At 65.8% G+C, this 15,883-nt stretch carries 10 protein-coding genes; 9 read left to right on the top strand and 1 reads right to left on the bottom strand.

Going from position 1 to position 15,883, the window contains the following annotated elements; translation table 11 throughout:
* The first annotated feature begins 110 nt into the window (after positions 1-110).
* From WC729_RS25970 to WC729_RS25950, 5 genes are all read left to right on the top strand, one after another.
* Complete coding sequence (locus WC729_RS25970; RefSeq protein ID WP_372857378.1) at positions 111-1,907, top strand: DUF885 family protein; 1,797 nt, start codon at positions 111-113, stop codon at positions 1,905-1,907.
* A gap of 116 nt (positions 1,908-2,023) precedes the next feature.
* A complete protein-coding gene (locus WC729_RS25965; protein WP_372857376.1) occupies positions 2,024-2,674 on the top strand; it encodes a GntR family transcriptional regulator in 651 nt (216 codons plus the stop codon).
* A 74-nt stretch (positions 2,675-2,748) separates the two neighbouring features.
* Positions 2,749-5,013 carry a DPP IV N-terminal domain-containing protein gene (locus WC729_RS25960; RefSeq protein WP_372857374.1) on the top strand — a complete coding sequence of 755 codons (2,265 nt, stop codon included), beginning with the start codon at positions 2,749-2,751 and terminating at the stop codon, positions 5,011-5,013.
* Positions 5,014-5,030: 17 nt separating this feature from the next.
* The gene (locus tag WC729_RS25955) at positions 5,031-6,728 is read left to right on the top strand and encodes a hypothetical protein (RefSeq protein ID WP_372857372.1); all 1,698 of its coding nucleotides are present in this window, start codon (positions 5,031-5,033) and stop codon (positions 6,726-6,728) included.
* Positions 6,729-6,744: 16 nt separating this feature from the next.
* Positions 6,745-7,758: an Ldh family oxidoreductase gene (locus WC729_RS25950; protein WP_372857370.1), complete on the top strand. Its 1,014-nt coding sequence runs from the start codon at positions 6,745-6,747 to the stop codon at positions 7,756-7,758.
* Between the two features lie 397 nt (positions 7,759-8,155).
* Here the strand turns inward: WC729_RS25950 and WC729_RS25945 are convergent, their stop codons facing one another.
* The gene (locus WC729_RS25945) at positions 8,156-9,415 is read right to left on the bottom strand and encodes an NAD(P)/FAD-dependent oxidoreductase (RefSeq protein WP_372857368.1); all 1,260 of its coding nucleotides are present in this window, start codon (positions 9,413-9,415) and stop codon (positions 8,156-8,158) included.
* A gap of 65 nt (positions 9,416-9,480) precedes the next feature.
* On the opposite strand from WC729_RS25945, the gene WC729_RS25940 reads away from it, so the two are divergent.
* The 4 genes from WC729_RS25940 (at position 9,481) to WC729_RS25925 (ending at position 15,802) form a co-directional block, all read left to right on the top strand.
* On the top strand, positions 9,481-10,383 hold the full coding sequence (locus WC729_RS25940; RefSeq protein WP_372857366.1) for a dihydrodipicolinate synthase family protein: 903 nt from the start codon (positions 9,481-9,483) through the stop codon (positions 10,381-10,383).
* Positions 10,383-11,381, top strand: coding sequence for a 4-hydroxyproline epimerase (locus tag WC729_RS25935; RefSeq protein WP_372857364.1), 999 nt, complete (start codon positions 10,383-10,385; stop codon positions 11,379-11,381). The genes WC729_RS25940 and WC729_RS25935 overlap by 1 nt, the downstream gene beginning before the upstream one ends.
* 76 nt (positions 11,382-11,457) lie before the next feature.
* The gene (locus WC729_RS25930; RefSeq protein WP_372857362.1) at positions 11,458-12,891 is read left to right on the top strand and encodes an amino acid permease; all 1,434 of its coding nucleotides are present in this window, start codon (positions 11,458-11,460) and stop codon (positions 12,889-12,891) included.
* A gap of 220 nt (positions 12,892-13,111) precedes the next feature.
* Entirely contained in the window at positions 13,112-15,802 is a 2,691-nt protein-coding gene (locus WC729_RS25925; RefSeq protein WP_372857360.1) for a TonB-dependent receptor plug domain-containing protein, read from the top strand.
* Positions 15,803-15,883 lie beyond the last annotated feature (81 nt).

Genomic DNA, 15,883 nt, shown 5'->3' with positions numbered 1-15,883 from the left:
ACCGTGCCTTATGCGTCGATTCCATCGATCATCCCCTCTTTATGATTAGCTTTCCGACTCGAACGTATACTATATATAAAAAACGAAATCTGTCATGGGGATTCGAAAGCGTGACGCGAAGAGAAGCCATCTTGCTGGTGTGCTGCGGCCTCACGGCGTTGCTCGGCGCTGCGCTCCCGACGCTGGCGCGGGGCGCCGCGTCTCAGGCAACGCACGCTGCGTCTTCAACGGATGCGCGGTTCGAGGCGCTGTACCGGCGCGAATGGGCGTGGCGGAAACGCGAGATCGGAATCGAGGACGAGGACGATTCCAACCTGCCGATCCGCTCGCATCTGCCCGACGTCTCGGCGGCGGCGCAGGCGAAGCGGCTTGCCTATCTCGAGGATGTGCGTGCGCAGCTGGGCGCGGTCGCCCCGGCCAGCCTGTCGCCCAAGGCGCAGGTGGATTATGCGGTCTATCGCACGCAGATCGACGCGCTGATCGCGCGGCTACGCTTCCGCGATTACGAAAAGCCACTGAGCTCGGCCGGCGGTTTCTGGAGCGGCGCGGTGCGCGATGCGCGGCGGCCGTTCCGTACCGAGCAGGATTATCTGAATCTCATCGCGCTGATGCGGGACGTGCCGCGCTATTTTGCGCAGCAGACGGAGAATATGCAGGCCGGGCTGGCACGCGGCTTCACCGCGCCGCGTGTCACGCTGCAGGGCCGCGATGTCGCGGTCGCCGCCATCGCCGAGGCGGCCACGCCCGATGCGACGCCCTGGTATCTCCCGTTCCGGTCGATGCCCGCGGGCATCCCCGAGGCGCGCCAGGCGGCGCTCCGGGCTGAGGCAGCTGCGGCGATCCGTGAGGCAGTGATCCCCGCCTATCAGCGGCTGCTGACCTATCTGCGGGGCACCTATATGCCGGGCGCCCGCGCCACGCTGGCAGCGGAGGCGCTGCCCGACGGCAAGGCCTATTACCAGTCGAAGATCCGGGAATTCGTGACACTCGACCTGACGCCCGAGCAAATCCACGCGATCGGCCTACGCGAGGTGGCGACGATCCAGGCCGAGATGGCCGCGACCATCCGGGAGACGGGCTTCAAGGGCGATCTGCCGGCCTTTTTCGACTTCCTGCGCACGGATCCCCGTTTCTACCCGAAGACCGAGGAGCAGCTGCTGCGCGAGGCAGCCTGGATATCCAAGCGCTTCGACGCCAAGGCCAATCTGTGGTTCGGCCGGATGCCGCGCCGCCGTTTCGGCATCACCCCGATGCCGGCTGCGACCGCGCCTTTCTCCACCTATGCGCTGGGCGGGCCGGGCTATTATCTGCTCAATACATATGACCTGCCGAGCCGCCCGCTCTATGTGCTGACCGCGCTCACCCTGCACGAATCCGCGCCCGGGCATGGGTTCCAGATGCCGCTTGCCGAGGAGAATGGCGACCAGCCCGACTTCCGGCGCAAGGTGTACATGTCCGCCTATGGCGAGGGCTGGGGGCTTTATTGCGAAAAACTGGGTGTCGAGATGGGTATGTACGAAACCCCCTATGACCGGTTCGGCATGCTGAACTACCAGGTCTGGCGTGCCGTCCGGCTGGTGGTCGATACCGGGCTTCACGCCAAGGGATGGAGCCGCGACCAGGCGGTGGCCTATATGCGGAACAACACGTCGCTCACGCAGCGCGAGATCGATTCCGAGGTGGATCGCTATATCGCCGGCCCGGGCCAGGCACTGTCCTATTATCTCGGCGAGATGGCGATCCTCGATGCGCGGGCGAAGGCGGAAAAGGCGCTGGGGCCGAAGTTCGACATCCGCGCCTTCCATGACGCCGTGCTCGAACTGGGCTCGGTGCCGCTGCCGGTGCTGTCGGCGCGGATCGACCGGTTCATCGCGGAAGGAGGCCGCAGTCCCTGGCCGGCGCCATGAAGGGGATTTCGATCGGTTCCGGTCCCAATTTGTCTTGCGGCCGATTGATTGCGGCCCATGTGTAGATCGTATACCAACTTTGTCCGGTAGAGGATGAACAACAGAATGAAGCATCAATGAGCCTGGTCATTCAAACGCTGTCGGATCAGCTCGTCCATCTCGTCAGGGATCGTATCCTTTCGGGCGACGTGAAGCCCAATGCGGCGATCCGTCAGGACGCGCTGGCCAATGAGCTGGGCATCAGCAAGATCCCGCTGCGCGAGGCACTGGCGCGGCTCGAGCAGGAAGGGCTGGTTGAGTCCCACGTCAACCGCGGCTTCTTCGTACGCGAACTCAACACCGCCGAGGCCGAGGAAGTCTATGCACTGCGCCTGAAGCTGGAGCCGGATGCGACCGCGACCGCCGCGGCGCAGGCGACCGACGCCGAGCACAAGATCGCGTCGGACGTGCTCGCGACGGTCTATCAGGTCACTGACGAAGTCGGTGAGGGCGTGGGCGCGTTCAACCGCTCCTTCCATCTCGCCCTGCTGCGTCCGAGCCGCCAGCTGATCACGGTCAACATCCTCGAACGCCTGCACATCCTGTCGGAGCGCTATGTGCGCAAGCATCTCGAACCGCTGGGTCGGGACGAACGGGCGAACGAGGAGCACCGTGCGATCCTCGACGCGTGGCTGGCGCGCGATGTCGAGACCGTGCGCACGCTGACCGCGGCGCATATCGAGAAGACGCTCGACGATTTGCGGCAGCAGCTCGCCATCACTGGTTGAAAACACCGCATATGAACTGTTGACACCCTGCATCCGAAGAATAAAGTATACGATATTCGGATGTGGGGGATGAGATGCGCGTCGGTCAGGTTATCGCGGCGATATCGGCGCTCGCGCTCGGCGTATGGGTGTCGCTTCCGGTGGCCGCGCAACAGGCTTCGCACCCGCTCACGCTGAACGACATCTATGGCCCGGGAGCGGTGAAGCTCGACGAGCCGATCCCCAGCAAATGGCTCGGTGCGGGCGATGCCTATACGACGGTCGAGGCATCGGCTTCCACGCCCGGCGCAGTCGACATCGTCCGCTACGATACCGCGACGGGCAAGAGATCGGTGCTGGTCGATGCGCGGCTGTTGCTGCCGGTCGGCGGGGCGACACCGCTGGCGATCTCCGACTATGCCTGGGCGCCGGGCGGACGCTATCTGATGCTGTTCGTCCGCGCCCCCTCCGCGCGGCGCAACAATCCGATCGGCGATTACTGGCTGCTCGACCTCACCTCGCATACGCTCCGCCAGCTTGGTGCGAAGGCGCCGGCGCAGAGCCTGCTGTATGCCGAATTCTCGCCCGACGGCGCGCGCGTCGCCTATCTCAGCGGCAACAACCTCTATGTCGAGGCGAGCGATCGTGCCGACGTGCGGCAGCTCACCAGCGACGCGTCCGACCATATCCTCAACGGCCGCAGCGACGTGGTCTATGAAGAGGAGTTCCGGCTCGGCAAGGCGTATCAGTGGAGTCCGGATTCGCGGCGCATCGCCTATTGGCAGTTCGACACCGAAGGCGTCGGCACCTTCTACATGATGCGCAACACCGACACGCTCTATTCGAAGCCGATCCCGCAGCAATATCCGCTGCCCGGCACGACCAATTCGGCGGTGCGGATCGGCGTGGTGGGCGTCGAGGCGCCGGGTACGACCTGGTTCGCGCTCGATGGCGATCCGCGGCAGAATTACGTGCCCCGGATCGGCTGGGCGGGCAATTCGGCCGAGGTGCTGATCCAGCACGAGAACCGGCTGCAGAACACCAACCATGTCATGATCGGCGATGCGGCGACTGGCGCGACGCGGCAGATCTTCCTCGACCAGGACAAGGCCTGGCTGATGCCGACCGACGAGGTTCAGTGGATGCAGGGCGGACGGTCCTTCACCTGGCTGAGCGAGCGTGATGGCTGGCGGCACCTCTATCTCGTCTCGCGCGACGGCGCGAAGGTCGACCTGCGCACGCCGGGCGATTTCGACGTGGTCAGCATCGAGCGGATCGACGAGAAGGCGGGGCAGGTCTATTTCATCGCGTCGCCGGACAATGTCACCCAGCGCTATCTCTACCGCGCAGCACTGACCGGGCCGGCGAAGATCGAGCGGCTCACGCCCGCGAACTCGCCGGGATCGAACGACTACCGCATCGCGCCGGGCGGGCGCTGGGCCTTCCATACGGTCTCGCGCTTCGACGCGCCGCCGGTGATCGATGTGGTGAGCCTGCCGGCACATCGATCGACCCGGGTGATGGTGCGCAACGAAGCGATGCGTGCCGCGGTTGCCGCGACACCGCACGCGGCGCCTGAATTCTTCAAGGTCGATGTCGGCGGGGGTACCCAGCTCGATGCCTGGATGATCAAGCCGCCGTCGTTCGATCCGGCGAAGAAATACCCGCTGCTCGTCTATGTCTATTCCGAGCCCGCCGGGCAGACCGTATCCGATCGCTGGGGCGGCGACCGCTATCTTTGGCATCTGATGCTGGCGCAGCAGGGGTATCTCGTCGCGAGCGTCGACAGCCGGGGTGCGGCCAGCCCGCGCGGGCGCGACTGGCGCAAGAGCATCTATCGCCAGATCGGGCTGCTCGCTTCCGCCGACCAGGCGGCGGCGGTGAAGGCGATGATCGCGGCGCGGCCCTATATCGATCCGGCGCGGATCGGCGTGTGGGGCTGGAGCGGGGGCGGGGCGATGACGCTCAACGCGATGTTCCGTTACCCGGATCTCTACAAGACCGGGATCGCGGTGGCGTCGCCGGCCAATCAGCGGCTGTACAATTCGATCTACCAGGAACGCTATATGGGCCTGCCGGACGACAATGCCCAAGGCTATGCCGATGGGTCGCCGATCAACTTCGCGCAGAATCTGAAGGGCAATCTGCTGATCGTGCAGGGCACGGGCGACGACAATGTCCATTACCAGAATCTGGAGCAGCTCGCCGACCGGCTGATCTCCTACAACAAGCAATTCTCGATGATGGCCTATCCCGACCGGACCCATGGCATCAGCGAGAAGCCCAATACCCGGCTCCATCTCTTCACGATGATGACCGATTACCTGCACCAGCATCTGCCCGCGGGCGACGCGAAATGACCCCTAGGAGAAACATGATGGCCGTTCGCTTCCTGTCGCGGGCCCTGCCGGCCGCTGCCCTGATCGCCGCGATGGGCGTGCCCGCCGCCGTGCCCGCCGCGCCGGTCCAGGCCACTGCGCCCAGCGGCTACGACGGGCTGGTCAGCCTGTTCCAGGAATGGCGCGCGTTCGAGGGGCCGGCGATGAATGGCGACGTGCCCGATTACGGACCGGCGGTGATCGCGAAGAAGGCGGCCGCGCTGCCGGCATGGCGCAAGCGGCTCGACGCGATCGACCCGAAGGGCTGGCCGATCGCGCAGCAGAATGACTACAAGCTGGTCAAGGCCGAGATGAACGGCCTCGACTTCGACCTGCGCGTGCTGCGCCCCTGGGCGCGCGACCCGGCCTTTTATGTCAGCATCTGGCCCAACCAGACCGATGTGCCCTCGCGCGAGGCGCCGGTCGCGTATCCCGAGATCAAGCTCTACGCCTATAAATTCCCGCTCTCGGCGGCCGACCAGCGCCAGCTGACCGCGCGGATCGGGGCGATCCCGGCGTTTCTGGCCCAGGCAAAGGGCAACCTGAAGGACAGCAACGCCCGCGACCTGTGGGTGTTCGGCCAGCAGGAGTTGCGCAACCAGGCGCGGGCGCTCGCGGCGCTCGAGGCCGGCACGCTGAATGTCGGATCGCTCGAGGGGCGGCAAAAGGCCGACATGACCGGGGCGAGCCCCGCGCTGCGCACCGCCATCGCCAATGCGCGCAAGGCGACCGAGGATCTGGTGGCCTGGCTGGAGCAACTCGCGCCGACCAAGACTGGCCCCTCGGGCGTCGGCAAGGAGAATTACACCTGGTACCAACAGAACGTCCATTTCATCCCCTACACCTGGGATGAAGAGGTCGCCCTGCTGCGCCGCGAGCTGGAGCGTGCGCATGCCGCGCTGCGGCTGGAGGAGCATAACAACCGCGACTTGCCGCAGCTCGAGCCAGTCGCCGATGCCGCCGCGTTCGACGCCCTGTCCCGCGCACGGCTCGACACGTTCGTCGACTTCCTCGTCAAGGACGAGATCATCCCGGACAAGCCCTATCTGAAGGCAGCTCTGGTGCCGCAGCTCGGTCGCTTCGTGCCGGCGGACAGGCGCTCCTTCTTCACGCATGTCACGCACCGCGAGCCGATGCTGCTGCTCAGCCACGACTATCACTGGATCGACCTCGCCCGGATGCGCGACGAGCCCAATGCCAGTCCGATCCGGCGTCTCGCCTCGATGTCGAACATCTGGGACAACCGGTCCGAAGGCTTCGCGACAGCGTTCGAAGAGATATTGATGCATGCGGGCCTTTACGACGACAATCCGCGGGCGAAGGAGCTGGTGTGGATCATGCTGGCCAATCGCGCAGCGCGTGGCCTCGCGTCGCTCTACGTCCAGTCGAACGATTTCACGCTGGAACAGGCCGGGCATTTCCATGCGACCTGGACGCCGCGCGGCTGGGCCAATGCCAAGGACGACCTGACGGCGTTCGAGCAGCTGCTCTATCTCCGCCAGCCGGGTTACGGCGCCAGCTATATCAACGGCAAGCTGCTCGCCGACCGGCTGATCGCTGAATATAGCCGCCAGCAGGAAATTGCCGGCAAGCCCTTCGTGCTGCGCGACTTCATGGACCGGTTCAACGGCGAGGGCATGATCCCGGTGACCTTGATGGAAGCCGAGATGATCGCGCCCGACGCCCGCCTTCCCTGAGCCGGAGACGTAGCTGATGACCGCGATGACGCGGATGACGCTCGACGAGGTGCGCGCCTTGTCGGAGATGGTATTGGCGCGGCAGGGCCTCGCGCCCGAGCATGTCGCGGCAGTGACCGAGACGATCGTCGCGGGCGAGCGGGACGGCTGCACCTCGCACGGCATCTATCGCCTGCTGGTCTGCGCTCACTCGATCCGCAACGGGAAGGTGGTGCGGGATGCCATCCCGATCGCGTGCGACACCGCGCCGGCGCTGGTGCGGATCGATGCGAGGGGCGGCTATGCGCAGCACGCGTTCAACCTGAGTCGCCCGGTGCTCGCCGCCAAGGCGCGGCGGCATGGCATCGCCGCGCTGGCGATCACCAATTGCGTGCATTTCTCCGCGCTCTGGCCCGAGGTCGAGGCGCTGGCGAGCGACGGTCTGGTCGCGCTGGCGTGCACGCCGAGCCATGCCTGGGTCGCTCCGGCGGGCGGCACAGCGCCTTTGTTCGGCACCAATCCGATCGCCTTTGGCTGGCCGCGGCCGGAGGGCCTGCCCTTCGTGTTCGACCTGGCGACCAGCGCGGTCGCGCGGGGTGAGATCGAACTTCACCGGCGCGAGGGCAGGCCGATCCCGCTGGGCTGGGGGCTCGACCCCGGGGGCCAGCCGACGACGGATGCGGCGGAAGCGCTGGCCGGGGCGATGCTCACCTTTGGCGGGCACAAGGGTTCGGCGCTGGCGGCAATGGTCGAGCTGATCGCCGGGCCGCTGATCGGCGACCTGACCAGCCGGGAGTCGCTCGCCCGCGATGGCGGGGCCAAGGCATCGCCGATCGGCGGCGAACTGATCATCGCGATCGACCCCGCCGGTTTCCTCGGGCCGAACGTCGCCGAGCATCTCGCGCGGGCCGAGGCGCTGTTCGAGGGGATTGCCGCGCAAGGGGCACGGCTGCCATCGCAGCGGCGTTATGAGGCGCGAGCCCGCAGCCTGATCGAGGGCGTGCTGGTGTCCCAGGCGCTGCTCGACGACATCAAGGCGCTGCTTGGCTGAGGGCCGAGTCGCCCTGTTCCGGGTGCGTAACGGGGAGGAAAAATTTTTTCCCCTGTTATGTTGGATTTTGGCCGCGGATTCCTGGTTTTTTATCAACGGCTTTGCCGGAGCTTTCCCTGTTACGAATAACAGGGGAAAAGTGAGGGCATAACAGGGGAAAGTTCGGCCCGGAACAGCGGGCTGGTGCCGTCCGAACAGGGGTAGGTGCGTACCCGATTTCTACCAACGATGGGAAAGAGCGCGGCGACTGCCTGACGGAGTCGCACCGCGCCATGATGTGGATTTTCGGGCGAGGTTGAATCGCGGCCGACCATGGTTAGCTGGATCACCTTCTCCCGTTCGGGCTGAACTTGTCAGGGCGAACGGGTTAGGTGGGTCAACCCAACTCAAGCAATGCCTAGCGGAAGCGATCAAGGTCGAAGGGCGCCAGGTCCAGTGGTCCCGGCTCGCCATCGATCAGCGCGCCGAGCGCTTCCCCCGTAACCGGACCAAGCGTCAGGCCGAGATGCTGGTGGCCGAAGGCGTAGTAGAGGTTGGACGCCAATGCGCTCTGGCCGATCGCCGGGAGATAGTCGGGCAGGGTGGGGCGGGCGCCGATCCAGCGCTCGACCGGTTGCTCCAGTGGAAGCCCGAGGGCGGTGGCGTGCCGTTCCAGCCGATCCCATTTGCGCGGGTCGGGTGGCGTATCCGGGGTAGCGAATTCGACGAAGCTCGCCGCGCGCAGGGCGCCGCGGAAGCGAGTCACGATCATCGACCTGTCCTCGAACACCACCGGCGGGAAGGCTTCGGGCCAGTCGGTCTGGCGTGCCTGGATATGATAACCGCGCTCGGCGATCAGCGGCACCTTGTGGCCGATCGGCCCGAGCAAGGCGCCTGACCGGGCGCCGGCAGCGACGACGACCATATCGGCGGATACCGTTTCGCCGCTGTCGAGGATGGCGGAGGCGGTCCCGTCGATCAGCGCCAGTTCGCGAACCCGCGCATCGAGGCGCACGCCGCCGAGCCGCTCGAAGGCGCTTTCCAGCGCGCCCGCAAGGGCATCGGGATCGGCGATCTGGCCGCTGCCGGAGAAGCGGACGGCACCCGCCACGGGCGCGTCGACCAGATCGCGAATCGCCGCGACTTCCTCCGGCGTCGCATCGCGCACTCGTGCCGTGCCGGTATCCGCCCGGTGCGCGGCGGCGCGCCCGTGGCGGGCACTCGCCGCGCTCTCCCAGACGACGAAATGCCCGTCTTCGACCAGCAGGTCGGGCGCCCCGACCGTGTCGAGCAGGCGGCGCCAGGCGGGCAGGGCGTGCGACAGCGCATTGGCGAGCGTCGCCTTGCCGTGTTCGAACGACGAGGGGCGGGCGGCTGCAAGCAGTTTCAGCGAGAAAGGCAGCCAGTGCCGGATCGCGCCCGGCGGCAGCGACACCGGACCGCCGCGCGCGAACAGCCGGCGCGGCAGGCTGCGAATCATGCCCGTCGACGCCAGCGGCTCGACCTGCTCGACGGCGATGTGACCGGCATTCCCCCAGGAGGCAGTGCCCGTCATTCCCCCCGGCGCGACAAGGGTGACGGGAAGCCCGCGCTGGCGCAGATTGAGGGCACAACTGAGCCCGACGATACCCCCGCCGATGATCAAAATGTGCGGTGCAGCGAAATTATCGATTGGCATAGGCGATCTTATATCGTATACGAAAACACAATCAACGGAGGGATTACGTGAAATTTGAAGCTCCCATGTGGACCGGTGTTTATCCGGCCGCCACCACCCAGTTTGCGCCTGACGGATCGATCGATATCGACGCCACGCAGAAGGTGCTGACCGCCTTGGTCGACGATGGCGTGACCGGCCTGATCCTGCTCGGCACCTGCGGCGAGAATAATTCGCTCGACGTCGCGGAGAAGCATGCAGTGCTCCGTGCCGGCGTCGAAGCCGTCGGCGGCCGCGTTCCGCTGGTGTGCGGCGTCTCGGAATTCACCACCGCCCGCGCCGCGGCCTTTGCTCGCGAGGCGGAGGAGATCGGCATGGACGGGCTGATGCTGCTGCCGGCCATGGTCTATGTGCCGACCTCCGAGGAGCTGGCCACGCATTTCACCACCGTCGCGCAGGCGACGAGCCTGCCGATCATGCTCTACAATAATCCACCGGCCTACCGCGTGTCGGTCGACTTCCCGACGCTGGACAGGCTCGCTCCGATCGCGAATATCGTCGCGGTGAAGGAAAGCGCGCCCGATCCCCGCCGGTTCACCGACATCATCAACCGTTATGGCGACCGCTATATCGTGATGGCCGGGCTGGATGATGTCGCGCTGGAAGGCATGCTGCTTGGCGCGTCGGGCTGGGTCTCCGGCCTGACCAGCGCCTTCCCGCAGGAATCGGTCGCGCTGATCAAGGCGGTCGAGCGCGGCGACTGGATCGAGGCACGCCGCATCTATCGCTGGTTCATGCCGCTGCTGCATCTCGACGCCGAGCATGATCTCGTCCAGTCGATCAAGCTGGCCGAGGAGATCATGGGTCGCGGGTCGGAGCGGGTCCGCCTGCCGCGCCTGCCGCTGGCCGGCGCGCGCCGCGCCGAAGTGATTGCCATGGTCGAGAAATGCGCGGCCACCCGGCCGCTGGGGGACCTGGTAGCGGCCTGATGCGTCACACGTTTTTCTGTATCGACGGGCATACTGCCGGCAATCCGGTCCGGCTGGTGGCAGGCGGTGCCCCGTCGCTCGAGGGAAGCACGATGAGCGAGCGGCGCCAGGATTTCCTGGCGCGGTTCGACTGGATCCGCACCGGGCTGTGCCTGGAGCCGCGTGGCCATGACATGATGTCGGGCGGGTTCCTTTATCCGCCGGCCGACGCGGAGAGCGACGCTGCGATCCTGTTTATCGAGACCAGCGGCTGCCTGCCGATGTGCGGCCATGGCAGCATCGGCATCATCACCTTCGGGCTCGAACAGGGGCTGATCCAGCCTCGCATTCCCGGCCAGTTGCGCGTCGAGGTGCCGGCCGGGGTGATCGATGTCACCTATGAGCAGCAGGGCGACCGGGTGACCTCGGTCAAGCTGCGCAACGTTCCGGCCTATCTCGCCACCCGGGGCCTCGAGATCGACGTGCCGGGTTTCGGCCCGCTGTCGATCGACGTGGCGTACGGCGGCAATTATTACGCGATCATCGAGCCGCAGGGTGCCTATCAGGGCCTCGACCAGCTTGGCGCCTCGCGGATCGTCGAGCTGAGCCGCACGATCCGGGCGATGGTCCGCGATATCTATGAGCCCGTCCATCCGGTCGATCCGACGATCCGCGGCGTCAGCCACATATTGTGGGCGGACAGGCCGAAGGGCGAGGGCGCCGATGGGCGCAACGCAGTCTTCTATGGCGAGCGGGCGATCGACCGCAGCCCGTGCGGCACCGGCACGTCGGCGCGGCTGGCGCATCTTCACGCCACCGGGCGCCTGAAGGTCGGCGACCGGTTCGTGCATGAAAGCTATATCTGCAGCCGCTTCACCGGCCGGATCGAAGCGGAGACGATGCTGGGCGATACGCCCGCGATCATCCCGTCGATCGAGGGCTCGGCGATCGCGACAGGGCTCAACACCATCTGGATCGATCAGGCCGACGCTTTCTGGGCGGGGTTTTCGGTCACCTGACAAACAGGCGCGGCACGCAAAGCGGCCGGGCCATCGAAGTGCCGGACGACAACGGCAAACATAAAGGGGCGAGACAATGGCGCGAAGTCTACTGGGTCCACTGAAGCCGCTCTACAATGCGGACACCCATGAACCCGACCGGGCGTTGCGCAAGACGCTGAGCTGGCCGCATCTCCTGGCGCTCGGCGTCGGGGCGATCGTCGGCACCGGCATCTATACGCTGACCGGCGTGGGCGCGTTTCGCGCCGGCCCGGCCGTCATCCTCGCCTTCGCCATCGCCGGCGCGGTCTGCGCCTGCGCCGCGCTTGCCTATGCCGAACTGGCGACGATGATCCCGACCGCGGGCAGCGCCTATACCTATACCTATTCAGTCGTCGGCGAGACCTTCGCCTGGATCGTCGGCTGGAGCCTGATCCTCGAATATTCGCTGGCGTGCAGTACGGTCGCGGTCGGCTGGTCGGCCTATCTGGTCGGCTGGATCGAGGCGGCAGGCATCCATTTGCCGGCGCTATTGCTGGCGGGTCCGCATGGCGGGGGCATCATCAACCTGCCGGCGGTGCTCGTCGCGCTGGCGGTCGCCGGCATGCTGATCGGCGGCACGCGCGAGAGCGCGACCTTCAACATCTTCCTGGTGATCATCAAGCTCACCGCACTGGCGCTGTTCGTGGCGCTGGCCCTGCCGTTTTTCGACATCGGGCATATGAAGCCATTCATGCCGTACGGCTTCACCAGCCATGTCGGGCCCGAGGGGACGACGCGCGGCGTGATGGCCGCGGCGGCGATCGTGTTCTTCGCCTTTTATGGTTTCGACGCCGTCGCGACCTCGGCCGAGGAAGCGAAGAATCCCGGCCGCGACCTGACCATCGGCATCGTCGGATCGATGGCGCTCTGCACGCTGATCTACATGCTCGTCGCGATCTCCGCGGTCGGCGCGGTCAGCTATCTCGATGTCGGCCATTCGGCCGAGCCGCTCGCTTATGTGCTGCGCACGCTGAACCATCCGCTCGCCGCCTGGCTGATCGGCCTCGCCGCGCTGATCGCGCTACCGTCGGTGATCCTGGTGATGATGTACGGCCAGAGCCGCATCTTCTTCGTCATGGCGCGTGACGGGCTGCTGCCCCGCGCGCTGAGCGTGGTCTCGCCGCGCACCGGATCGCCGGTGCGGATCACCGCGATCACCGGGGTGTTCGTCGCGCTGGCCGCCGGCTTCTTCCGACTCGACGAGATCGCCGAGTTGGCCAATGCGGGGACGCTGCTTGCGTTCATCGCAGTTGCCGCCTCGATGATGATCCTGCGCAAGCGCAAGCCCGAGCTGACGCGCGTGTTCCGTTGCCCGCAGCCTTATCTGATCGGCACGCTGGCGATCCTCGGCTGTCTCTATCTGATGTTCAGCCTGCCGATGCACACGCTGACCCGCTTCGCCGGGTGGAACGTGATCGGGCTGCTGGCGTATGTCGCTTATGGGCGCCGGCACAGCCTGGCGTCGCAGGATCGCGTTCCGGCCGCCTGACGACCCCTCGCTTCGGCGAGATTTCCCGACGCTGCGCCCCGTTTTCGAAACGGGGGCAGAGGACATGCGCCCGGCGTCCACACCCCGTCACAGCGCAGACATTTTTTTGCAACCAATATGGACTGTGCTTAAAGTAGATAGTATACGGTATAAGAACTTCGAGAATCGATGGGATCGCGATCGGGGAACACCGACGCGGACAGCAACAAAGGGGGTTTTCATGACATATTCCAGGATTGCACGCCTGTTACTCGCCGCCGCCCCAATGGCGTTCGCGACCGCCGCTTATGCCCAGGACGTTCCGGCATCGGCCGAGGATGATAGCGGCCCCGAGATCGTCGTTACCGGATCGCGCCTGCCCACCACCGATCTCACCGGATCGGCGCCGGTCACCATCTTCAGCAGCGCCGATATCGAAGCGACCGGCTCGACCAGCATCGGCGAGCTGATCCGCGACATTCCCGTCGCATCGGCCTCGGCCAGCGATACCGCGGGCCGCGGCAACGACGGATCGGCCAACGTCGCGCTTCGCGGCCTCAGCGCCGTCAACACGCTCGTGCTGGTCAACGGCCGACGCATGCTCTCCAACACGGCGGGCGGCACGGTCGATCTCAACAGCGTGCCGTTCGACGCGGTCGACCGGGTCGAAGTGCTGCAGGACGGCGCCTCGGCGGTGTACGGGTCGGACGCGATCGCGGGCGTGGTCAACATCATCCTGCGCCGCAGCTTCGACGGCGTGCTGCTCAAGGGCGGCTACGGCATTTCGAGCCGCGGCGACCTGCCCAATCGCGAGCTGAGCGGCACCTTCGGCAAGAAGTTCGACGAAGGCGGCTTCATGTTCAACGCGAGCTATCGCGAAGCCGGCGGGAACCTGATCGGCGACCGCCCGATCAGCCTCGATCCCGACTGGCGTTCGCTCGGCGGCCGCAACTTCCGCGATTCGGCACCGATCACGGCGACGGCGTTCCGGAACATCGACCCGTCGCGCCCGAACACGATCATGATCCTGCGCGAAGGTGTCGCCATGGGGCAGACGCTCGGCGATTACCGTGACGCCTATTTCCCCGGCGTGTTCACCCCGGCGACCGGCACGCAGAATGACGGCATCAATTACTGGCAATATGAAACCAGCGCGTCCGAGATCAAGCAGCTCAACACGACCTTCACTGGCGAATATGAGATCGGATCGGGCATCAACGCCTATGTCGAGGGCGGGTACAGCCACCGCACGTCGTTCGGCTATCTCGCGCCCGATTATTTCGACGGCGGCATCACTGTCAGCGCGAGCAACATGTACAACCCGTTCGGCCGCGACCTGGTCGCCTATCGTACGCTGGTCGAGGAAGGGAAGGGCACCGGCCGCATCAACGCGGTGGAATCGAACCTCTACCGGATCGTCGCTGGCCTGGAAGGCAAGATCGCCGGAAGCTGGAAATGGGACGTCTCGGCCAACTTCCAGCATTTGAACCAGTTCACCAATGCCGGCCGCGGTGTCGTCACCAGCCGGCTGCAGCGCGCCGCCGGCCCGACCGCGGCGTGCCTTGCCTATTCCGGCTGCGTGCCGATCAACCTGTTCGGTCCGGCCGGTACCGTCACCCAGACAATGCTCGATTCGGTCTCGGCCGACCATTATCGCGACATTACGGCGGACCTCCGCTCGTTCGTGGCGAACGTGTCCGGCACCTTGTTCACGCTGCCGGCGGGCGACCTGAACGTCGCGCTGGGCGGCGAATATCGCGAAGAGAGCTTCGCGCAGCGCCAGGACAATGCGCCCGATTATTCGACCCAGACGCCGCCGTTCCTGCCGCCGAAGCGCAAGGTCTCCGAGCTTTACGCCGAAGTCGGCATCCCGGTGCTGAAGGACATCCCGTTCATTTATCGCCTCGACATCGAGGCGGCCGGCCGCTTCTCGCATTACAATGCGTTCGGCGACACCTGGAACCCCAAGGTCGGGGTGAAATGGCGGCCCTATAAGGACCTGCTGGTCCGCGGCTCCTGGGGCACGGGCTTCCGCGCGCCGACCTTCACCGAGGCGAACAGCACGCAGAGCCGCGGCTATCGCCCGGTCACCGACCCTTGCGCCACGGCGAGCTATGCCACCTATCCCGGCTGCGGCGGCCGCCAGGCGCCCGTCACCACCGGCACCTTCGTCGTCACTGGCGGCAATCCGGGCCTGAAGCCGGAAACCGCGAAGAACCTGACGATCGGCGCGGTGTTCACGCCGAGCTTCGTGCCGCGCCTGTCGCTGACGATCGACTTCTACAAGCTGACCAAGAAGGACATCATCGGCACGGCGGACGTCGATTACATCATCATGCAGAATGCGCTGGGTGCCGCCTATCAGGGCCGCGTCACGCGCAATCCCGACAATTCGATCTTCGAGCTGCAGGCAACCCGTGACAACCTGCTCGAACAATCGATCAAGGGCATCGATATCGGCGCCGAATACACCACTGGCGAGGCGTCTTGGGGCAAGCTGAACCTGCGTGGCGACGCCACCTACCTCGCCAGCTTCAAGCTGTCGCCGGCACCGGGCCAGCCTTCGATCGAGCGGATCGGCACCTATACCACGGCAATCGGCACGCTCGCACGCTGGCGTGCAACCACCCGCGCGACCTGGTCGCTCGGGGCGATGTCGGCGACCTATGGCACGCGCTTCGTCGGCGGTGTCCGCAACGATGCCTCGCTGCTGGTCAATGGCAAGCATCTCTATGCCGACGGCTATCTGCAGCACGACATCGCGCTGATGTACGACTTCAAGGACGAGAAGGCGAAGTTCACGCTCGGCGTCGAGAATGTGGGCGACAACATGCCTCCGTTCCTCGAGGGCAATTATGCCAACGGCTTCGACAATCTGACCTTCAACTCGCGCGGGCGCTTCTTCTACGTCCGCATCCAGAAGGGCTTCTGAGGTCGCGGCGGGGACAGACGTCGCGATGGGCGGCACGGGCCTTGGCATGGCGCCAGGGTCCGTGCCGCTCGGTTCTGAGGA

It is taken from the genome of Sphingomonas sp. (assembly GCF_041661825.1).
Classification (GTDB): domain Bacteria; phylum Pseudomonadota; class Alphaproteobacteria; order Sphingomonadales; family Sphingomonadaceae; genus Sphingomonas.
Note: the sequence above shows the minus strand (reverse complement) of the source record. Positions and strands in the feature narration are given on the sequence as shown.